Consider the following 19,434-nt stretch of genomic DNA (forward strand, 5'->3'; position numbering starts at 1 on the left):
TCGAACCACCATCTCCGCTCTCTGTCCAACACAGTTCGACGCGTTCTAACATAACCACACAGATCGATGACGAGTACGTGCGTCATCGCAGCTTTCGCGAGTCGGAGGAACGTAACGATGCGTCAACCTCACACCCGCACGACCCGCCGAAGAGTGGTCGGAGCACTCGCTGTGACCCTGCTGTGTGCGGCAGGCCTCGCCGCACCCGCAGCCGCCGACGTGCGGACCGCGTCCCCCGCCCGGACCGACGGTCTCGCGCCGACCCCGCCGATGGGCTTCAACAACTGGAACTCCACGCAGTGCGGCGCGGGCTTCAACGAGGCCATGGTCAAGGACATCGCCGACCTTTTCGTGACGAAGGGCCTCAAGAAGGCCGGCTACCAGTACGTCAATCTCGACGACTGCTGGGCCCTGCCCGAACGGGACGCGGACGGCAAGCTGGTCGCGGACCCGGCCCGCTTCCCGGGCGGCATCAAGGCCGTCGCCGACTACGTGCACGCCAAGGGCCTCAAGCTCGGCATCTACACCAGCGCCGGCACCAAGACCTGCAACGACGCCGGCTTCCCGGGCGCGCTGGGCCACGAGTACAGCGACGCCCGGCAGTTCGCCGACTGGGGCGTGGACTACCTCAAGTACGACAACTGCAACAACCAGGGCGTGGACGCCAGGCAGCGGTACACCACGATGCGCGACGCGCTGAAGGCGACCGGCCGGCCCATCGTCTTCAGCATCTGCGAATGGGGCGAGAACAAACCCTGGGAGTGGGCGGGCGACGTCGGCCAGCTGTGGCGCACCACCGGGGACATCAGCGACAACTGGGGCTCGATGGTGTCGATCCTCAAGCAGAACCTGCCGCTCGCACCGTACGCGGGCCCCGGGCACTGGAACGACCCGGACATGCTGGAGGTCGGCAACGGCGGGATGACCGACACCGAGTACCGTTCGCACTTCTCGATGTGGTCGGTCATGGCCGCACCGCTGCTCATCGGCACCGACCTGCGCAAGGCCTCCGCGGCGACCTTCGGCATCCTGGACAACAGGGAGGTCATCGCCGTCGACCAGGACCCGCTGGGCAAGCAGGGCACGGTGGTCTCCTCGGAGGGCGGACGCTGGGTCGTCGCCAAGGAGATGAGCGACGGCAGCCGCGCCGTCGCCCTGTTCAACGAGTCCGGCTCCCCCCAGCGCATCGCGACGTCGGCGGCGGCCGTCGGCCTTCCGAAGGCCCCCGCCTACACCCTGCGTGACCTGTGGCGGCACCGGAGCTACAACACCGCGGGCACCGTCTCCGCGACGGTCCCGGCGCACGGCACCGTCCTGGTGCGGGTGGCCGCCGACCGGCGCTGGGCGGCAAACCCGCCGGCCGTCGAACTCGGCCTGGACGGCAGCCTGTTCAGCGAGCCGGGCAAGGCGTCGGCGCTCACCACGTCGGTCACCGACCTCGGCCGCACCACGGCCGGGAAGGTCTCGGTGTCGCTCACCGGCCCCGCGGGCTGGACCGTCCGGGCGACCTCGCCGGCCAAGGCCCCGGCGCTGCCGACCGGCCACACCCTGCGCACCGGTTGGCGGGTGACCGCTCCTCCAAGGGCGCCGAGGGGGTCGTACGACCTGGAACTCAGGGCGCGTTACCGGTCGCCGACCGGAGTACGCGCCGAGAGCACGGCGACCGTCACCATGACGGTCGCGGACCCGCCGCCCGCCGGAAGTTCCTACCTCAGCGACCTGCCCTGGCTGTCGGCCGGCAACGGCTGGGGGCCGGTGGAGCGGGACACCAGCAACGGGGAGACCGCCGCCGGCGACGGGCATCCGATCACCATCGGCGGGGTGGTGTACCCCAAGGGGCTCGGCACCCATGCCCAGAGCGAAGTCGACTACTACACCGGGAAGACGTGCGAGAAGGTCACCGCGGACGTCGGGGTGGACGACGAGGAAGCCGCCAACGGCACCGTCTCGTTCGAGGTGTGGGCGGACGGTACGAAGGTCGCCTCGACCGGCGTGCTGACCACCGACATGCCCGCCCAGCCGCTCACCGCCGACGTGACCGGCGCCGAGGTGATCCGGCTCGTCGTCACCGACGGCGGTGACGGCATCACCTCCGACCACGGGGACTGGGCGGACGCGCGGATCACCTGCTGAGTCCCGCGCGTGCGTCCTCGGCCCGGTCGGCCGGACCTGAACCCCGGCCGACCGGGCCTGAACACTCCCGCACGGCGCTTGGACCGTCGCCGTCGAAGCCTCTAGTGCTGTGGCCGGGAAGGTTTGCCGGAAAGCTCGCGGCGTCCGGTGCGGTGCATCGCAAGGCGGAGCATCGCCCGCGTACTGGATGTACTCGGGTGATGCGACAACGCGGCGAGGTGCCGTGCCGGGCGTCGCGAGCCGGTGAACCTTTCCGGTCGCAGCACTAGGCCCCGGAAACCCCCGAGACGCCCGGGATCTCCCCCGCCTGCGCGTCCGGCCGGGCGGCCAGCGCCGCCGCCGCTGCGCCCACCAGGCCCGCGTCCGTGCCCATCTGGGCCGGCACCACCGTCAGACGCTGGACGAAGGAGAGGGTGGCGTAGTCGGTGAGGGCCTTGCGCAGCGGCGTGAGGAGGATGTCCCCCGCCTTGCCGACGCCCCCGCCGATCACCGCGATGTCGATCTCGACCAGGGTCGCGGTGGCCGCGATCCCGGCCGCGAGCGCCTGCGCGGCCCGCTCGAAGGAGGCCACCGCGACCGGGTCGCCGGCCCGGGCCGCGGCCGCCACCGCCGCGGCCGAGGTGTCGCCGTCGGATCCCGGCTGCCAGCCGCCCTCCAGCGCGCGCCGCGCGATGTTCGGGCCGCTCGCGATGCGCTCGACGCAACCGCGCGACCCGCAGGGGCAGGGATCCCCGTCGAGGTCGACGCTGATGTGGCCGATGTGGCCCGCGTTCCCGGTCGGGCCGGGGTGCAGCCTGCCGCCGAGCACCAGGCCACCGCCGACACCCGTCGACACCACCATGCACAGCGCGTTGTCGTGGCCGCGGGCCGCCCCCTGCCAGTGTTCGGCGGCCGTGATGGCGACGCCGTCGCCGATCAGCTCGACCGGCAGCCCGCCGGCGGCCGCCCGCACCCGTTCGACGAGCGGATAGTCCCGCCAGCCGGGCACGTTGACCGGGCTCACGGTGCCGGCGGAGGCGTCCACCGGGCCCGCGCTGCCGATCCCGACCGAGCGGGCGCGTCCCCACAGAGGTGAACCGGCGAGTTCGCCGACCACCTCCTCGACGGCCCCCATGACCGTCTCGCCGTCCTGCTGGGCGGGTGTCGCGCGCTGGGCGCGCGCCTGGATCCGTCCGTGACCGTCCACCAGCGCGCCGGCGATCTTGGTGCCGCCGATGTCGAGGGCCGCCACGAGGTCGGTGTGCATCAGAGTCAGTTCTCCCCGTCAACCATGAGTAGCCGAGTGACACAACAGGCCGGTCAAGCGGTGGGGGCGCAGGCCGGAGATTGCGGTGGACAGTCTCCCTTGCATCTGACAACGTTGTCCAGGCTCTATGCTCGACGCCACATCCTCATACAAACCCACGAGCCTGTGTATCCCTGATACAAACCCATGAGCCCATACACAACCAATGAGCCCATGCATCCCGTGGACGACAGGACAGGACGCCGCATCGTGCCCGACACCTCCCGCCGCGCAGACCGTCTTCCCGGCTCCCGTTACGGGACCCGGCCGACGATGAAGGACGTCGCGGCGCGGGCCGGTGTGGGCCTCAAGACGGTCTCCCGGGTGGTCAACGGCGAGCCGGGGGTGACCCCGGACACCGAGCGCCGGGTCCAGGAGGCGATCGACGCACTGGGCTTTCGCCGCAACGACAGCGCGCGGGTGCTGCGCAAGGGCCGTACGGCGAGCATCGGCCTCGTCCTCGAGGACCTCGCCGACCCGTTCTACGGCCCGCTGAGCCGCGCGGTGGAGGAAGTGGCACGCGCGCACGGGGCGTTGCTCATCAACGGCTCCAGCGCCGAGGACCCGGACCGCGAACAGGAACTGGCCCTGGCGCTCTGCGCGCGGCGGGTGGACGGCCTGGTGGTGATCCCGGCCGGGGACGACCACCGCTATCTGGAGCCGGAGATCAGGGCGGGCGTGGCGACGGTGTTCGTGGACCGCCCGGCCGGGAAGATCGACGCCGACGTCGTGCTGTCCGACAGCTACGGCGGCGCCCGGGACGGGGTCGCCCACCTGATCGCGCACGGCCACCGCCGGATCGGGTTCATCGGCGACATGCCCCGCATCCACACGGCGGCCGAGCGGCTGCGCGGCTACCGGGCGGCGATGGAGGACGCCGGGATAGCCGTCGAGGAGGCGTGGACCTCGCTCGGGGTGACGGACCCCGAGCGGGTGCGCAGGGCCGCCGAGGAGATGTTGACCGGCGTCGATCCGGTCACCGCGATCTTCGCGGGCAACAACCGTGTCACCGTCACCGTGATCCGGGTCCTCGCCGAGTGGCCCCGTCCGGTCGCGCTCGTCGGCTTCGACGACATCGAACTCGCCGACCTGCTCCACCCCGGCCTCACGGTCGTCGCCCAGGACGCGGCCCTGCTCGGCCGCACGGCCGCCGAACGGCTCTTCCGCCAGCTGGACGGCACCCTCCTGGCGCCGGAGCGGATCGAGCTGCCGACCAGGCTGATCACCCGCGGCTCGGGCGAGCTGCCCCCGGCGGACTGAGCCGCCCATGACGGACCGGACGCCCGCGCCGCCGACCCGCCCGGCGAACGGCCGTACGCGCACGGGTTCGAGCCGCCCGTGACCGGCCGTACGCTCGTCGAGTTAGGGCTCCACACGGCGCCGCGCGACCATCCGCTGACCTACCCCGGTGCCTGGCCGCCCGACTCGGCTCTCCTCGACGGTGACCGGCTGCTGCCGCTCGACAGCCTGGTCCACGGCAACGGCCGGGTACCGGTCCTCGCGGTCGGCTCCAACGCCTCTCCCGCCCAGCTCCAGCACAAGATGGCCGAGTCCGGCGTCAGCGGGCCGATCCCCATGGTGCGTGCCCGGGTGGCGGGCCTCGACGTGGGCGTCTCCGCGCATGTCAGCCGCCTCGGCTATGTCTCGGCGTCACCGGTCGCGTCCCCTTCGGCGGTACGGGAGTTGTTCGTCCTCTGGCTGGACGGGCGGCAGCTGGAGGTGATCGACGCGAGCGAGGGCGTACCGCTGCCGGACGGCAACTTCGAGCGGGCCTGGCTGCCCGCCCCGGCGGTACGCGCCACGCTCGCGGACGGCACGGCACTCCCGGGCGTGCACGCGTACGTCAACCGGCACGGCGTGCTGCACGACGGCACCGGCACGCCCCGCCGCCACCCCGGCGAGCGCGCACTCCTCACCGAACTCCTCGCGGACTCGGCCGAGTTGAGAGAGCTGTTCGGTGGCACGCCCGAGCAGTTCTGCGCGCGGGCGCGGGCCGACTCCGCGCTGTGCCGGCGGGGCACCCGGCTGTTCGCGCAGTGGAGGTGGGCGGTCGCGTCGGGCCTGGAACGGTACGTCCGTGCTCAGCAGACCGGAAGTCCGGGGAGCGGCTCCTCGTCGACGCCGCCCTGGATGTAGACGTCGCTGACGTACACCCCGGTGTTGCCCTCGTCGTCGTCCGTCTCGGCCCACCAGGCACTGGTGCGCCGGCCGTGGGTCTCCCGGCGGCCCAGGTCGGCCTGGCAGTAGAAGGAGTGGCTGCCCTGGCGGACCTTGCCGGCCTTGACGCCGTCGGCGGTGTAGGACTTGGCGCCGCCGCTGCGCACCAGGCAGGTGTACGTGCCGTCGCCCGCGGCCTGGCAGACCGGGGCCGCGGTCGCGGGGTCGGTGGCCGTCGCGGTGGCGGGGGCGGTGGCACCGGCAGTGCCGGAACCGCCGGTGGGGGCCGGGCCGGAGGTCCGCGCCGAGGACGGTGTGGCCAAGGCGCGGTCCGCCGGTTCGCCTCCGGCGGCCGTGACGCCGGGGGCCGGTACGGCAGCCGTCTCCTCGCCCTGTCCGACGGGATCCGCGACCGCCGGGTGCCGGGCGCCGGTGCCGCGGACGCTCGCCGAGGGGCCAGGCGCGGTCGGGGCGGGCGGCCCCGCGTCCGTCCGAGCCGGCTGTCCCCTGTCGTTCCGTAACACGACGGTCAGGCCGGTCACCGTGAGGGCGACGGCGACGGCCGCCACGACGAGCAGCCGGACCCGGCGGCGACCGCCGCGGTTCGGCCGGGCGGGGCTCGGCGGGCCTTCCGGGGCGCCGGGCAGGGTCGCGGGGTCTGATCCGGCCACGTCGGCCGGCCTGTCGTCGGCCGCGACTTCGGCCGCGGCTTCGGCCCCGACTTCGGCCGCGGCTTCGTCCCCGACTTCGACTGCGGCTTCGTCCCCGACTTCGACTGCGGCTTCGGCCCCGACTTCGGCCCCGGCTTCGGCCGCCGGGGCCGGTCCGTGTCCCGGAGGCGGCGCCGGTACGCCGGTTCCGGGTCCCGGCCGCGCGGGCTCCCGCAGGGCCGTCGTCGGGGTGTCCGGGATCGCTTCCCGCGCCACGGCCCGCAGCAGCCCGCCGGCCTCCTCGGCGTCCGGGCGGGCCTCGGGCCGCTTGTCCATCAGGCGGCGGAGGACGGGGGCGAGCGGGCCCGCCCTGCGGGGCTCCGGGAGGGGCTCGTCGACTATCGCGGTGAGCGTCGAGAAGGTGGACGTACGGCGGAAGGGCGAGGCGCCCTCCACGGCCGCGTACAGAGCCGCGCCGAGGGCCCAGGTGTCGGAGGCCGGTCCGGGGGCCGCGCCCTTGGCCCGCTCGGGTGCCAGGTAGTCGAGGGAGCCCACCAGTTCGCCGCTGCCGGTCAGGTGGGTGGCCGAGCCGTCGCCGGGATCGGCCATGGTGGCGATGCCGAAGTCGGTGAGGACGACCCGGCCCGAGCGGTCGAGGAGGATGTTGCCCGGCTTGACGTCGCGGTGCAGGACGCCGACCCGGTGGGCCGCGGCCAGGGCGTCCATGACCTCGGCGCCGACGCGGGCGGCCTCGTGCGCCGGGAGCGTGCCGCGCTCGCGCAGCAGGTCGTCCAGGGAGGGGCCGTCGACGAGTTCCATGACGATCAGCGGCCGGCCGTCGATCTCGGCGATGTCGTGCACGACGATCACACCCCGGTGGCGCACCCGGGCGACGGCCCGCGCCTCGCGCTGCATCCGCAGTCGCAGATCAGCCAGTTCCGGCCCGGCGCTGTCGGTGTAGGCGCGCAGTTCCTTGACGGCGACCTCACGGCCGAGGACCTCGTCGACGGCGCGCCACACCACACCCATACCACCGCGCCCGAGCCGGGCCACGACCCGATACCGCCCTGCCAGCAGGCGACCGGTCGCGTCAGCCTGTCCGTACGAACCCGACACCACAGCCCCGTTCCTCATGACACGTCCGTGAATGGCGCACCAGAGTACGGGGGGATGACAGGGTCGGTTCAAGTCGGTGGGAAAAGCCGTGACTTGACCGGTACGCGCTACTTGCCGCGGGCCGCCGGGCCGCCAGGCCGGGGCATCGCGAAGCCCTCCAGACGGGCCCGGGTCAGACCGGTCAGGCGGGCGACCTCGGCGGTGTCGAGGGCGCCGCAGTCCAGGCCGCGCAGCAGGTAGCCGCTGAGGGCCTTGGCGGTGGCGGGCTCGTCCATGACGTCACCGCCGACGCGGTCGGCGTACCGGGCGAGCCGGGCGGCCGCCTGCTCCAGGCCCTCGCGGTAGAAGGCGAACACGGCCGCGTACCGGGTCGGGAGGTGGCCGGGGTGCATGTCCCAGCCCTGGTAGTAGGCGCGGGCCAGGGCGCGCCGGGTGAGACCGTAGTGCAGCCGCCAGGCGTCGTGCACCTTGGCCGTCGGACCGACCGGCAGGACGTTGGTGGAGCCGTCCGACACCCGTACGCCCGTGCCGGCGGCGGCGACCTGCATGACCGCCTTGGCGTGGTCGGCGGCCGGGTGGTCGCTGGCCTGGTAGGCGGCGGAGACCCCCAGGCAGGCGCTGTAGTCGAAGGTGCCGTAGTGCAGTCCGGTGGCGCGGCCCTCGGCGGCCTGGATCATCCGGGCGACGGTGGCGGTGCCGTCGGTGGCGAGGACGGACTGGCTGGTCTCGATCTGGATCTCGAACCCGATCCGGCCGGGCCGGAGTCCATGGGTCTCCTCGAAGGCCTCCAGGAGCCGGACCATCGCGGTGACCTGATCGGGGTAGGTCACCTTGGGCAGGGTCAGCACGAGTCCCCGGGGCAGCCCGCCGGCGGCCATCAGCCCGGTGAGGAAGATGTCCAGGGTGCGGATGCCGCGGTCGCGCACCGCGGCCTCCATGCACTTCATCCGGATGCCCATGTACGGCGCCGCCGTGCCCTCGGCGTACGCCTCGGCGATCAGCCGGGCGGCACGGGCGGCCGTCTCGTCCTCCTCGGCGTCGGGGCGCGGGCCGTAGCCGTCCTCGAAGTCGACGCGCAGGTCTTCCACCGGTTCACGCTCCAGCTTGGCGCGGACCCGGGAGTGGACGGGCCCGGCGAGGGCCTCCGGCAGGCCGAGAACGGCGGCGAAGGCGGCGGCGTCGGGGGCGTGTTCGTCGAGGGCGGCGAGGGCCTGGTCGCCCCAGGAGCGAATCGTGCCGGCCGTGAAGGCGTCGCCGGGGACGTACACGGTGTGGACGGGCTGCCGGGTTCCCGGGTCACCTGGATAGCGGCGCTCCAGTTCGGCGTCGACGGGTGCGAGGGAGGCACTGATCTTCTCGCTGACGGCGCCCGCGAGGCTCGTCGCCACCTTCTCCTGCCGACCCTGGCCCATCCCGCGCCTCCCGTTTTCCACTGTACGGAATCAACAATCCGTTGAATGACGGTATCCGGGCTTTTTCGGAGCGGTCAACACCGTGTCCACGAGACGACACGCCCCCATCTGGGCATGTTCACGCTCATCACACGCCGGGGTATCACACTGCTCAACGCCCGCCCGTCCGGCTTGTGCCCCCTGAAGGAGCCGCCGTGCCGAACCAGCGCCGAGTCACCCGCCGGCTGGGACTGCAGGTCCTGCTGGCCGCAGCGGTCACCGTGCCCTTGTCCAGTGCCGCGGTCTCCGCCTCCTCCGCAACACCTCGCACCCGTCGGCTGACCACCCTCGCGGCACCGTCCCGGCCGGCGCCCCGCCTCGACGTCATGACCTTCAACCTGCGGTACGCCAGCAGCGCCGAGCCCAACAGCTGGGCCGACCGCCGGCCGGTGATGCGTGAACTGCTGCGCCGCGCGCACCCTCACGTCATCGGCACCCAGGAGGGTCTCTACCAGCAACTGCTCGACATCGAAACCGGCCTCGGACCCGACTACGGCTGGGTCGGTACCGGCCGCGAGGGCGGCAGCCGGGACGAGTCGACGGCCATCTACTACGACACCCGGCGCCTGGCCCCCGTCGAGCACTACACCTTCTGGCTCTCCGACACCCCTGAGGTCATCCGCTCCAACACCTGGGGCGCCGCCTTCCCCCGGATCGTCACCTGGGTCCGCTTCCGCGATCTCGCCGAAGACGGACGGGAGTTCTACGTCGCCAACACCCACTTCGACCAGAGGAGCCAGTACGCCCGCGAGCGCAGCGCCACGCTCCTGGTGCAGCGGATCGCGGAGTTCGACCGGAGGCTGCCCGTCGTGGTGACCGGCGACTTCAACGCCTACGCCCACAAGAACCCGGCCTACGACACCCTGGTGGACTCGGGACTCGTCGACACCTGGGACGCGGCGGAGCACCGCGGCCCCCAGTACGCGACCTTCCACGGCTACCACCGGCTCAAGCCGGACGGCGACCGTATCGACTGGATCCTGACCTCGCCGGGTGTGACCACGCACCGGGCGGTGATGGACACCTTCTCGATGCACGGCCAGTTCCCGAGCGACCACCTGCCCGTGCAGGTCTCCCTGAGCCTGCGATGAACCGAGCCCACGACGGTACGGCGAGGCCCCCGTGACCGGTGCCGGTCACGGGGGCCTCGGACAGCCCGGCGGCGGTCAGCCCTTGCGGGCCTTGACCTCCTCGGTGAGCTGGGGGACGACGTCGAAGAGGTCGCCGACGACGCCGAAGTCGACCAGTTCGAAGATCGGGGCCTCGGCGTCCTTGTTGACGGCCACGATGGTCTTCGAGGTCTGCATGCCCGCGCGGTGCTGGATGGCGCCGGAGATGCCGTTGGCGATGTACAGCTGCGGGGACACGCTCTTGCCGGTCTGGCCGACCTGGTTGGTGTGCGGGTACCAGCCGGCGTCGACCGCGGCACGCGAGGCACCGACGGCCGCGCCGAGGGAGTCGGCGAGGGCCTCGATGATCGCGAAGTTCTCGGCGCCGTTGACACCGCGGCCGCCGGAGACCACGATCGCGGCCTCGGTCAGCTCCGGACGGCCCGTGGACTCGCGGGCGGTACGGCCGGTGACCTTGGTGCCGGTCGCCTGGCCGGAGAAGGTCACCGCGAGGGCCTCGACGGTGCCCGCTGCCGGGGCGGCCTCGACGGCGGCGCTGTTGGGCTTGACGGTGATGACCGGGGTGCCCTTGGCGACGCGGGACTTGGTGGTGAACGAGGCGGCGAACACCGACTGGGTGGCCACCAGGCCGTCGTCGCCGGCCTCCAGGTCGACGGCGTCGGTGATGATGCCGGAGCCGATGCGCAGCGCGAGGCGGGCGGCGATCTCCTTGCCCTCGGCGGAGGAGGGGACCAGCACGGCGGCCGGGGACACCTGCGCGACGGCGGCCTGCAGCGCGTCCACCTTCGGGACGACCAGGTAGTCGGCGTACTCCGAGGCGTCGTGCGTGAGGACCTTGACGGCGCCGTGCTCGGCGAGCCTGGCGGCGGTGTCGGCGGCACCGGCACCGAGCGCGACGGCGACAGGCTCGCCGACGCGGCGGGCCAGCGTCAGAAGCTCCAGGGTGGGCTTGCGGACGGCACCGTCCACGTGGTCGACGTAGACGAGGACTTCAGCCATGGGATTGCTCTCCTGCGAAACGAAGTTGAGGGGCGGTCAGCGAGTGACGGGCTCAGACGGACTTCCGGCCCGCGAGGCTGCGTCAGACGAATTTGCGCTCCGCGAGGAAGGCGGCGAGCTGCTTGCCGCCCTCGCCCTCGTCCTTGACGATCGTGCCCGCCGTACGGGCCGGACGCGCGACGGCGTCCTCGACCTTGGTCCAGGCACCCTCCAGGCCGACCTCCTCGGCCTCGATGTCCAGGTCGGACAGGTCCCAGGACTCAACCGGCTTCTTCTTGGCCGCCATGATGCCCTTGAAGGACGGGTAACGCGCCTCACCCGACTGGTCGGTCACCGACACGACCGCCGGCAGGGAGGCCTCCAGCTGCTCGCTGGCCGCGTCGCCGTCGCGGCGGCCCCTGACCGTGCCGCCCTCGACCGAGACCTCGGAGAGCAGGGTGACCTGCGGGACGCCCAGCCGCTCGGCCAGCAGGGCCGGCAGCACGCCCATGGTGCCGTCGGTGGAGGCCATACCGGAGACCACCAGGTCGAAGCCGGCCTTCTCGATCGCCTTGGCCAGCACCAGCGAGGTGCCGATCGCGTCGGTACCGTGCAGGTCGTCGTCCTCGACGTGGATCGCCTTGTCCGCCCCCATCGACAGCGCCTTGCGCAGCGCGTCCTTCGCGTCCTCCGGACCAACCGTCAAAACGGTGACCTCGACATCGTCGTCGGAGTTCTCCGCGATCTGCAGCGCCTGCTCGACCGCGTACTCGTCCAGCTCGGAGAGCAGACCGTCCACGTCGTCACGGTCGACGGTCAGGTCATCGGCGAAGTGCCGGTCGCCAGTGGCGTCGGGCACGTACTTCACAGTGACAACGATCCTCAGGCTCACGCCGGCTCTCCTACTGCATCGTCTCTTCTGGGCTGCCTCTTGAAGGCAGCATAGGCGCCCCAAGCGGCTCATCCCGGTCGGGGCGGCCGCGCGCTCCGAACGAAATATTACTCACCAGTACAGCCAGTTCCCGCCCGCTAAGCAAGCGCTTTGAACTGTGACCTTCGCAACGCAGCGTAACCGGAACTCGACGCGTTCGCAGAACAGGTGACGTGTGATCCGCGGAACGGGGAGCGTGTGATCAGTCACGCAGGCCGTTGAAGCCCCCCTGGTGGTACAGGAGCGGCCGGCCTGCGCCGGAGGGATCGCCGACGAGCACCTCGGCCAGCACGATGCGGTGGTCCCCGGCCGGCACGCGGGCGACGATCCGGCACACCAGCCACACCAGTACGCCGTCGATGACCGGGACACCCGCATGGCCGTCGCGCCAGTTGGTGGGCGCCCCGAACCGGTCGGCACCGCTGCGCGCGAAGGTGGCCGCGAGCTCCGCCTGGTGCTCGCCGAGGATGTGGACGCCGATGTGCTCGGCGGTGGATATCGCGGGCCAGCTGGAGGCGCCCGTGCCGACGCCGAAGGAGAGCATGGGGGGCTCGGCGGAGACGGAGGTGAGGGAGGTGGCGGTGAAGCCGACCGGGCCGTCGGCGCCGCGCGCGGTGATCACCGCCACACCGGCCGCGTGCCGCCGGAAGGCGGAGCGGAGCAGATCGGGAGAGGCGAGCCGAGGGGTGCCGAGATCGGGCGTGGCCGTCATGGAGTTGTCCTTCCGCGGGAGGCGGTCTTCGGGTCCGGAGGGGCTCAACAACCCGGACAGCGCGCGCTCGCGGTGCGGGCCAGGTCCACGTGGACCCGCCCGAAGAGAAGGAGTTCCTGAGGCATACGGTCAGGCTGACGATAGGTGGTGCGCCCAGTCAAGCACGTTCCGGCATATGGGAGGTGTCTCACCGTCACCGGCACGTCCGTCAGACCGCCTCTCCCAGCGCCGCGATGACGTCCGCCTTGCGGGGCTGTCCGGCGGCCCGGCGCACCACCCGGCCGTCCGCGTCGAGCACCAGCACGGTGGGGGTCTTCAGGATCTCCAGGTCGCGCACGAGGTCCAGGCGGGCCTCGGCGTCGATCTCGACGTGGGTGACCCCGGGGACCATCCCGGCGACCTCGCCCAGCACTCGCCGGGTGGCCCGGCAGGGGGCGCAGAAGGCGCTGGAGAACTGCACCAGCGTGGCCCGTTCGCCCAGTTCGCCGCCGAGTTCGGCCGCCCCGAGCCGCTTGCCGTCGTCCCGCCCGCGCACCCGTACCCTCCCGCTCCGCCGCTTGTGCAGCACTCCGTAGACACTCGCCGCCGCGAGCACCGCCACGCACACCACCAGTCCGGTCATCACCGGACAAGGATCCATGAGACGGCCCGCCTCGGGAACAAGCGTTCACACGATTGCAAAGATTCCCGGCTCCCCAATCGGCGTCCGGGGCGGAATCCTTGGTTCATGGACATCGACGCACGTGGGCCGCGGTTCGCGGCGGCCGTGACGACGGTCGTACTGGCCGCCGCACTCATCACCCGGAGCCCCTGGATCCTCGCCTGGCAGACGGCGGCGTTCGCGCTGGGCGCCGCGGGGGGCATGACCCGTTCGCCGTACGGCTGGGTGTTCCGGACGGCCGTACGACCGCGGCTGGGCCCTCCGGCCGAGTTCGAGCCGCCGGAGCCCCCGCGGTTCGCACAGGCGGTGGGACTGGTCTTCGCGGGGCTCGGTCTGGTCGGATTCACGCTGGGCCCCGCGTGGTTGGGCCTCGCGGCGACCGGGCTCGCGCTCGCCGCGGCCTTCCTCAATGCGGCATTCGGGTACTGCCTGGGCTGCGAGATGTTCCTGCTCGTGCGGCAGTTGACGGCGCGCCCACAGTAAGGAAACGGTAAAACCACGAGGTGGATCAAGGGACCAACGTGACGAGGATCTCGCCGCTCCCGGGCACCAGGGCTGGCTCCCCGTCCGTTCTTCGGGCACCATCTGCGAGACGCCGTAAACCTACGGCTCCGTAACTTTCCCGCCGGGAGCCTTTTCCCCAGGCAGAGCAGAAAGGGCCCGTCCCCCCCATGGCCGAGTTGGTCTACCGTCCCGTCATCGGTTTCGCCAAGGCACTGTTCAAGGTCTGGGACCTCAAGATCGACTGCCAGGGTTCGGAGAACATCCCGCGCTCGGGCGGTGCCGTGGTGGTGAGCAATCACGTCAGCTACCTGGACTTCGTCTTCGACGGCCTGGCGGCGCTTCCGCAGAAGCGCCTCGTGCGGTTCATGGCGAAGGAGTCGGTGTTCCGGCACCGGATCTCCGGCCCGCTGATGCGCGGGATGAAGCACATCCCGGTGGACCGCGAGCAGGGCGAGGCCGCCTACGAGCACGCGCTGGCCTCGCTGAAGGCCGGTGAGATCGTGGGCGTCTTCCCGGAGGCCACGATCTCCCAGTCGTTCACGCTCAAGAGCTTCAAGTCGGGCGCCGCGCGCCTGGCCCAGGAAGCCGGCGTGCCGCTCGTCCCGATGGCCCTGTGGGGCACCCAGCGCATCTGGACCAAGGGCCACCCGCGCAATTTCAAGCGCAACCACCTGCCCATCACCATCCGGGTCGGCGAGCCGGTCGACGCTCCCCGGGACCAGTACGCGGGCGCCATCACCCGCCGGCTGCGCGAGCGCGTCCAGGAGCTGCTGGAGGCCGCCCAGCGCGCCTACCCGGCCCGCCCGAAGGACGACACCGACACCTGGTGGCTTCCGGCGCACCTGGGCGGCACGGCCCCCACGCCGGACCAGCTGAAGGCCGCCGAGGCGGCCTGAGCCTCAGCCCGCCGACTCGGGCGCGCGCACCTCGACGCGGGCACCCGGGCTGAACTTCTCCAGCAGTTCCGCGAGTTCGGCACCGGCCGAGGCCACGTCAGCCACCGGCATCGGGGTGAGACTCTCCAGCAGGAAGACGGCCGAGGTCGTCCGCTCGGTGAGGCGGGTGCGGGGGCCCTGGCGCCAGTTCCAGCGGCGGCAGGTGACGCCGGCGGCGTCGCACCACACGACCTCGCCGGCGTCGGGGTGCTCGACCACCTCCTCACCCCCGGCCACGGTGCCGAAGTCCTCCTCCCCCGTGGCGCGCGTCAGCCGCATCCCGCCCCGGACGAGGTCGAGGTCCTCGCCGCCCACCGGGATCAGGTGGGCGACGCTGATCGCGTTGTAGACGTCCACGAGCAGGTTGATGCGGGGCAGGCCGCCGTCCGCGAGGGCCCGCCTGGCCAGTGCCTCGGCCGAGTTGCGGGTGCGCGACGGCTTGGAGCCGAAGGCCGTGTAGGCCGCCCGCCAGGCGGCCATGTGCGGATCCTCGTGCGGGGCGCGCCCGTCCAGGCGTACGGCCAGACGGCGGGCCGCGTCGTCGAGCAGCCCGGAACTCGCCTCCGTGCTGGGCCCGTTCACCAGGCCGTGGGCCTCGATCACGAGGTGTGTGAAGCCGGGCGCGAGGGCGCGCACCTCGTCGGACACGGTGAGCGTGAGAGTCATCTGTCCTGCCTCAGAGTGCGGTGGGGAGCGTCTTCCACAGGTAAGTGCGGTCGGGCGCCGCTTTGAGCGCGCCGAGCACGACCGGGTGAGGTTCAGCGTACAGGACTGGATAGTCCATCTCATTGGACTCGGGGTCGGGGACCCAGGCCAGCCGTTCACCGTCGAGGGAGAACCGGGCGTCGACGCCCGGCTTGTTGCCGCGCGGGTCCTGGCGGTGCCAGGCGCCGTGGAAGCGGACGGCGATCAGGCCGTGCACGACGTGACCGGCGCCGCCGTCGTGCGTCAGGCGCTGGTAACACAGGGCGGTGGGGATGTCCTCGGCACGCAGCAGGGCGGCCAGGGCGTGGGCCTTGGCATGGCAGATGCCGGTGCGCCTCTCCAGGACGTCCGAGGCCCGCCAGGTCACCCGCGGGTCACCGGAGTCCTGGGAGTGAGGAATGGCGTCCCGCACGAACTCGTACGCGACACGTGCATAGCCATACGAGTCCTCGACTCCCGCCGCCAGTCGGGCGGCCGTCTCCCGGACCCGGGGATGGTGATGGTCGATGACCTCGTCAGCGGCCAGGTACGCGGACAGGTCGGCGGTGTTCTGGATCAGCTCCATGCCCGCAGAGCATAGGAACGCGATCACCCGAGCGTCAATGATTTTTCAGGCGATCGCATACCTATGCACCAGTCGGGCGGCGGGGACTAGCGCGCCATCTCCTCCTTGAGCGCCGCCACGAACGCGTCCACGTCCTCCTCGGTGGTGTCGAAGGCGCACACCCAGCGCACGTCCCCGGCCGCCTCGTCCCAGAAGTAGAACCGGAAGCGCTTCTGCAGGCGCAGGCTCACGTCGTGCGGGAGCCGCGCGAAGACGCCGTTGGCCTGCACCGGGTGGAGGATCTCCACGCCGTGCACGGCCCGGACGCCCTCGGCGAGCCGCTGGGCCATCTCGTTGGCGTGCCGGGCGTTGCGCAGCCACAGATCCTTGGCGAGCAGGGCCTCCAGCTGTACCGACACGAAGCGCATCTTGGAGGCGAGCTGCATGGACAGCTTGCGCAGGTGCTTCATGTGGCTGACGGCGTCCTGGTTGATCACCACCACCGCCTCGCCGAACACCGCGCCGTTCTTGGTGCCGCCCAGGGAGAGGATGTCGACGCCGACGGCGTTGGTGAACGTGCGCATCGGGACGTCCAGGGAGGCCGCCGCGTTGGCTATCCGGGAGCCGTCCAGGTGCACCTTCATGCCGTGCGCGTGGGCGTGCTCGCAGATCGCCCGGATCTCGTCCGGCGTGTAGAGGGTGCCCAGCTCGGTGCTCTGGGTGATCGAGACCACCTGTGGCATCGCACGGTGCTCGTCCTCCCAGCCGTACGCCTGCCGGTCGATGAGCTCGGGGGTGAGCTTGCCGTCGGGGGTGGGGACGGTGAGCAGTTTGAGGCCGCCCATGCGCTCGGGGGCGCCGCCCTCGTCGACGTTGATGTGCGCGCTCTCGGCGCAGATCACCGCGCCCCAGCGGTCGGTGACCGCCTGGAGCGCGACGACGTTCGCGCCGGTGCCGTTGAAGACCGGGAAGGCCTCGGCGGTGGCCCCGAAGTGGCTGCGGACGATCCGCTGGAGGTTCTCCGTGTACTCGTCCTCGCCGTAGGCCACCTGATGGCCGCCGTTGGCGAGGGCCAGGGCGGCCAGCACCTCGGGGTGGGCTCCGGCGTAGTTGTCACTGGCGAAACCGCGGACCCGCGGGTCGTGATGGCGACGCGCGTCGGTCCTGGGAGGGTTCACGGCTTCTCGGTCAGCCACAGACGGTTTCCGTTCACTTCGGCGGCGGACTTGCTCCAGACGCCCTCGACGGCCTCGGCCAGGTCCTTGACGTCCGTGAAGCCCGCGAACTTCGCGTTCGGCCGCTCGGCGCGCATCGCGTCGTGCACCAACGCCTTCACCACCAGGATGGCAGCAGCGGAGGTGGGGCCCGCCTCGCCCCCGGCCTTGCGGAAGCCGTCGGCCATGGCGAGCGTCCAGGCCTCGGCGGCCGCCTTGGCGGCCGAGTAGGCGGCGTTGCCGGCGGTGGGCTTCGACGCGCCGGCGGCACTGATCAGCAGGTACCGGCCGCGCTCGCTGCGCTGCAGGGCGTCGTAGAAGGCCAGGGAGGTGTGCTGGACGGTGCGGATCAGCAGCTTCTCCAGCAGGTCCCAGTCGGCGAGGTCGGTCTCGGCGAAGGTGGCACTGCCACGCCAGCCGCCGACCAGGTGGACCAGGCCGTCGACCCGGCCGTGGTCCTTCTCGATGCGGTCGGCCCACGCCCTGGTCGAGTCCAGGTCGAGCAGGTCGACCGTCTCACCGGTGACCACGGCGCCGCCGCCCGCGTACCGGGCCGCGTCCACGGCCTCCGCCAGGCGTTCGGGATTGTTGTCGGCTCCGACCAGGGTCGCGCCCGCCTCCGCCAGCCTGACCAGCGTCGCGTACCCGGCGGGTCCGCCCGCCCCGGCCACCGCGATCACCGCACCACTGAGAGACCCGTTGCCCGCCATGTGCTTCCCCTCTTGAGCAGTGTTCCGCAGCCGGCCGCTCACGCGGCGACCGGCTCGGCGCTGTCCGCCGTGATGCCCTTGGTCTCGGCGATCACGTTCTTCAGTTTCCTGGACAGCGCCTCGTAGAACATGCTCAGCGGAAACTCGTCGGGAAGCACGTCGTCCACGAGCTTGCGCGGCGGCAAGGTCAGGTCCAGGGCGTCCGGGCCCTTGGCCCACTTGGAGCCCGGGTGCGGGGCGAGGTAGGTGGCGACCAGTTCGTACCCGGCGAACCAGTGGACGAGCTTCGGACGGTCGATGCCCTCCTTGTACAGCTTCTCGATCTCGGCGCACAGCTGGTTGGTGACCTGCGGGGCACGCTCCCAGTCGATCGCGAGCCTGTTGTCGGTCCAGCGGACCACGTCGTGCTTGTGCAGGTAGGCGAAGAGCAACTGGCCGCCGAGCCCGTCGTAGTTGCGGACGCGGTCGCCGGTGACCGGGAACCGGAACATGCGGTCGAAGAGCACCGCGTACTGCACGTCACGGGCCTGCGGGACGCCGTCGGCCGCCAGCTTCACGGCCTCCTTGAAGGCGGTGAGGTCGCAGCGCAGCTCCTCCAGGCCGTACATCCAGAACGGCTGGCGCTGCTTGATCATGAAGGGGTCGAAGGGCAGGTCGCCGTGGCTGTGGGTGCGGTCGTGGACCATGTCCCACAGCACGAAGGCCTCCTCGCAGCGCCTCTGGTCGTGGACCATCGCGGCGATGTCCTCGGGGAGTTCGAGGCCCAGGATGTCGACGGCCGCGTCGGTGACCCGGCGGAAGCGGGCGGCCTCGCGGTCGCAGAAGATGCCGCCCCAGGAGAATCGTTCCGGCGCCTCGCGCACGGCGATGGTCTCGGGGAAGAGGACGGCCGAGTTGGTGTCGTAGCCGGCCGTGAAGTCCTCGAAGGTGATGCCGCAGAACAGCGGGTTGTCGTACCGGGTGCGCTCCAGCTCGGCCAGCCAGTCCGGCCAGACCATGCGCAGCACGACCGCCTCCAGGTTGCGGTCCGGGTTGCCGTTCTGCGTGTACATCGGGAAGACGACCAGGTGCTGGAGGCCGTCCGCGCGGCCCGCGGCGGGCTGGAAGGCGAGCAGCGAGTCGAGGAAGTCCGGCACCTGGAAGCCGCCGGCGGCCCAGCGCCGCAGGTCCGTCACCAGCGCGCGGTGGTAGGCGGCGTCGTGCGGGAGCAGCGGGGACAGCTCCGCCACGGCCTCGGTGACACGTCGTACGGCCGCCTCGGCGTCGGAGCGCGCGGGCGCGCCCTCGGCCTCGAAGTCGATGGATCCGTCCTTGGCCTGCCACGGCCGGATCCGCTCCACGGCATCCTTGAGCACGGGCCACGCCGGGTGTTCGACCACCCTGGTCACAGGAGGAACCTGCTCCTCCGAGCCCACCTGCACAAGAATTTCCGTCATGACCCATCCTCCACGGGAGAAGCTTCCGTAAGGACACCGTATGCGTACGAGGTTTCTCCCAGCAAGGGGGCAATCGGGAAATCATCCTGTGACATCGGACCTTCACCGCGCTTTTTCCTGTGCGAAACCGTGAAGGCGCTCACATTCGCCACAGCCGGTGACGAGGCGCCAGTTCGGCGGGA

At 71.7% G+C, this 19,434-nt stretch carries 18 protein-coding genes; 6 read left to right on the forward strand and 12 right to left on the reverse strand.

The features are described 5' to 3' along the window. Positions 1–117: 117 nt before the first annotated feature. On the forward strand, positions 118–2,133 hold the full coding sequence (locus LQ326_RS22580; RefSeq protein ID WP_234539157.1) for an NPCBM/NEW2 domain-containing protein: 2,016 nt from the start codon (positions 118–120) through the stop codon (positions 2,131–2,133). 265 nt (positions 2,134–2,398) lie between these two features. Here the strand turns inward: LQ326_RS22580 and LQ326_RS22585 are convergent, their stop codons facing one another. Beyond that, entirely contained in the window at positions 2,399–3,379 is a 981-nt protein-coding gene (locus LQ326_RS22585; protein ID WP_234539159.1) for an ROK family protein, read from the reverse strand. A 213-nt stretch (positions 3,380–3,592) separates the two neighbouring features. Between LQ326_RS22585 and LQ326_RS22590 the strand changes: the two genes are divergently transcribed. Next, positions 3,593–4,678, forward strand: coding sequence for a LacI family DNA-binding transcriptional regulator (locus LQ326_RS22590; RefSeq protein WP_234539161.1), 1,086 nt, complete (start codon positions 3,593–3,595; stop codon positions 4,676–4,678). 78 nt (positions 4,679–4,756) lie between these two features. After that, entirely contained in the window at positions 4,757–5,554 is a 798-nt protein-coding gene (locus LQ326_RS22595) for a hypothetical protein (RefSeq protein WP_234539163.1), read from the forward strand. On the opposite strand, the gene LQ326_RS22600 is transcribed toward LQ326_RS22595, so the two are convergent. Together LQ326_RS22600 and LQ326_RS22605 are read right to left on the reverse strand one after the other, a co-directional pair. Next, positions 5,500–7,359 (reverse strand): serine/threonine-protein kinase, encoded by a 1,860-nt coding sequence (locus tag LQ326_RS22600; protein WP_234539165.1) that lies wholly within the window; start codon positions 7,357–7,359, stop codon positions 5,500–5,502. The two genes, LQ326_RS22595 and LQ326_RS22600, sit on opposite strands and share 55 nt — an antisense overlap. Positions 7,360–7,448: 89 nt before the next feature. After that, positions 7,449–8,753, reverse strand: coding sequence for a DUF6986 family protein (locus LQ326_RS22605; protein ID WP_234539167.1), 1,305 nt, complete (start codon positions 8,751–8,753; stop codon positions 7,449–7,451). Positions 8,754–8,947: 194 nt separating this feature from the next. Between LQ326_RS22605 and LQ326_RS22610 the strand changes: the two genes are divergently transcribed. Beyond that, positions 8,948–9,883, forward strand: coding sequence for an endonuclease/exonuclease/phosphatase family protein (locus tag LQ326_RS22610; protein ID WP_234539169.1), 936 nt, complete (start codon positions 8,948–8,950; stop codon positions 9,881–9,883). 75 nt (positions 9,884–9,958) lie between these two features. On the opposite strand, the gene LQ326_RS22615 is transcribed toward LQ326_RS22610, so the two are convergent. The 4 genes from LQ326_RS22615 to LQ326_RS22630 form a co-directional block, all read right to left on the reverse strand. After that, complete coding sequence (locus LQ326_RS22615; protein WP_234539170.1) at positions 9,959–10,921, reverse strand: electron transfer flavoprotein subunit alpha/FixB family protein; 963 nt, start codon at positions 10,919–10,921, stop codon at positions 9,959–9,961. A gap of 82 nt (positions 10,922–11,003) precedes the next feature. Then, positions 11,004–11,792 (reverse strand): electron transfer flavoprotein subunit beta/FixA family protein, encoded by a 789-nt coding sequence (locus LQ326_RS22620; protein WP_234539173.1) that lies wholly within the window; start codon positions 11,790–11,792, stop codon positions 11,004–11,006. Positions 11,793–12,033: 241 nt separating this feature from the next. Continuing rightward, complete coding sequence (locus tag LQ326_RS22625) at positions 12,034–12,543, reverse strand: flavin reductase family protein (RefSeq protein ID WP_234539175.1); 510 nt, start codon at positions 12,541–12,543, stop codon at positions 12,034–12,036. A gap of 208 nt (positions 12,544–12,751) precedes the next feature. Next, positions 12,752–13,165: a TlpA family protein disulfide reductase gene (locus LQ326_RS22630; protein WP_234539284.1), complete on the reverse strand. Its 414-nt coding sequence runs from the start codon at positions 13,163–13,165 to the stop codon at positions 12,752–12,754. A gap of 105 nt (positions 13,166–13,270) precedes the next feature. Between LQ326_RS22630 and LQ326_RS22635 the strand changes: the two genes are divergently transcribed. Both LQ326_RS22635 and LQ326_RS22640 read left to right on the forward strand, forming a co-directional pair. After that, positions 13,271–13,687: a DUF4395 domain-containing protein gene (locus LQ326_RS22635; RefSeq protein ID WP_234539177.1), complete on the forward strand. Its 417-nt coding sequence runs from the start codon at positions 13,271–13,273 to the stop codon at positions 13,685–13,687. 188 nt (positions 13,688–13,875) lie between these two features. Then, positions 13,876–14,604 (forward strand): lysophospholipid acyltransferase family protein, encoded by a 729-nt coding sequence (locus LQ326_RS22640; protein ID WP_234539179.1) that lies wholly within the window; start codon positions 13,876–13,878, stop codon positions 14,602–14,604. Between the two features lie 3 nt (positions 14,605–14,607). On the opposite strand, the gene LQ326_RS22645 is transcribed toward LQ326_RS22640, so the two are convergent. The 5 genes from LQ326_RS22645 to LQ326_RS22665 form a co-directional block, all read right to left on the reverse strand. Further along, complete coding sequence (locus LQ326_RS22645; RefSeq protein ID WP_234539181.1) at positions 14,608–15,309, reverse strand: B3/B4 domain-containing protein; 702 nt, start codon at positions 15,307–15,309, stop codon at positions 14,608–14,610. 10 nt (positions 15,310–15,319) lie between these two features. After that, positions 15,320–15,913: a transglutaminase domain-containing protein gene (locus LQ326_RS22650; RefSeq protein WP_234539183.1), complete on the reverse strand. Its 594-nt coding sequence runs from the start codon at positions 15,911–15,913 to the stop codon at positions 15,320–15,322. Between the two features lie 86 nt (positions 15,914–15,999). Further along, positions 16,000–17,070, reverse strand: a complete 1,071-nt coding sequence (locus LQ326_RS22655) for a threonine aldolase family protein (protein ID WP_234539186.1) — start codon at positions 17,068–17,070, stop codon at positions 16,000–16,002. Next, a complete protein-coding gene (locus tag LQ326_RS22660; protein WP_234539188.1) occupies positions 17,067–17,816 on the reverse strand; it encodes an SDR family oxidoreductase in 750 nt (249 codons plus the stop codon). Before LQ326_RS22660 ends, LQ326_RS22655 begins: the two co-directional genes overlap by 4 nt. Positions 17,817–17,854: 38 nt before the next feature. Further along, positions 17,855–19,252, reverse strand: a complete 1,398-nt coding sequence (locus LQ326_RS22665; protein ID WP_234539190.1) for a DUF6421 family protein — start codon at positions 19,250–19,252, stop codon at positions 17,855–17,857. Between the last annotated feature and the right edge of the window lie 182 nt (positions 19,253–19,434).

Source organism: Streptomyces shenzhenensis (assembly GCF_021462265.1).
Classification (GTDB): Bacteria; Actinomycetota; Actinomycetes; order Streptomycetales; family Streptomycetaceae; genus Streptomyces; species Streptomyces shenzhenensis.

Coding starts and splice junctions, on each gene's coding strand:
- LQ326_RS22580 (WP_234539157.1), top strand. CDS start 118: ATGCGTCAACCTCACACCCGCACGACCCGCCGAAGAGTGGTCGGAGCA.
- LQ326_RS22585 (WP_234539159.1), bottom strand. CDS start 3,379: ATGCACACCGACCTCGTGGCGGCCCTCGACATCGGCGGCACCAAGATC.
- LQ326_RS22590 (WP_234539161.1), top strand. CDS start 3,593: ATGCATCCCGTGGACGACAGGACAGGACGCCGCATCGTGCCCGACACC.
- LQ326_RS22600 (WP_234539165.1), bottom strand. CDS start 7,359: ATGAGGAACGGGGCTGTGGTGTCGGGTTCGTACGGACAGGCTGACGCG.
- LQ326_RS22605 (WP_234539167.1), bottom strand. CDS start 8,753: ATGGGCCAGGGTCGGCAGGAGAAGGTGGCGACGAGCCTCGCGGGCGCC.
- LQ326_RS22615 (WP_234539170.1), bottom strand. CDS start 10,921: ATGGCTGAAGTCCTCGTCTACGTCGACCACGTGGACGGTGCCGTCCGC.
- LQ326_RS22625 (WP_234539175.1), bottom strand. CDS start 12,543: ATGACGGCCACGCCCGATCTCGGCACCCCTCGGCTCGCCTCTCCCGAT.
- LQ326_RS22630 (WP_234539284.1), bottom strand. CDS start 13,165: ATGACCGGACTGGTGGTGTGCGTGGCGGTGCTCGCGGCGGCGAGTGTC.
- LQ326_RS22635 (WP_234539177.1), top strand. CDS start 13,271: ATGGACATCGACGCACGTGGGCCGCGGTTCGCGGCGGCCGTGACGACG.
- LQ326_RS22640 (WP_234539179.1), top strand. CDS start 13,876: ATGGCCGAGTTGGTCTACCGTCCCGTCATCGGTTTCGCCAAGGCACTG.
- LQ326_RS22645 (WP_234539181.1), bottom strand. CDS start 15,309: ATGACTCTCACGCTCACCGTGTCCGACGAGGTGCGCGCCCTCGCGCCC.
- LQ326_RS22650 (WP_234539183.1), bottom strand. CDS start 15,913: ATGGAGCTGATCCAGAACACCGCCGACCTGTCCGCGTACCTGGCCGCT.
- LQ326_RS22660 (WP_234539188.1), bottom strand. CDS start 17,816: ATGGCGGGCAACGGGTCTCTCAGTGGTGCGGTGATCGCGGTGGCCGGG.
- LQ326_RS22665 (WP_234539190.1), bottom strand. CDS start 19,252: ATGACGGAAATTCTTGTGCAGGTGGGCTCGGAGGAGCAGGTTCCTCCT.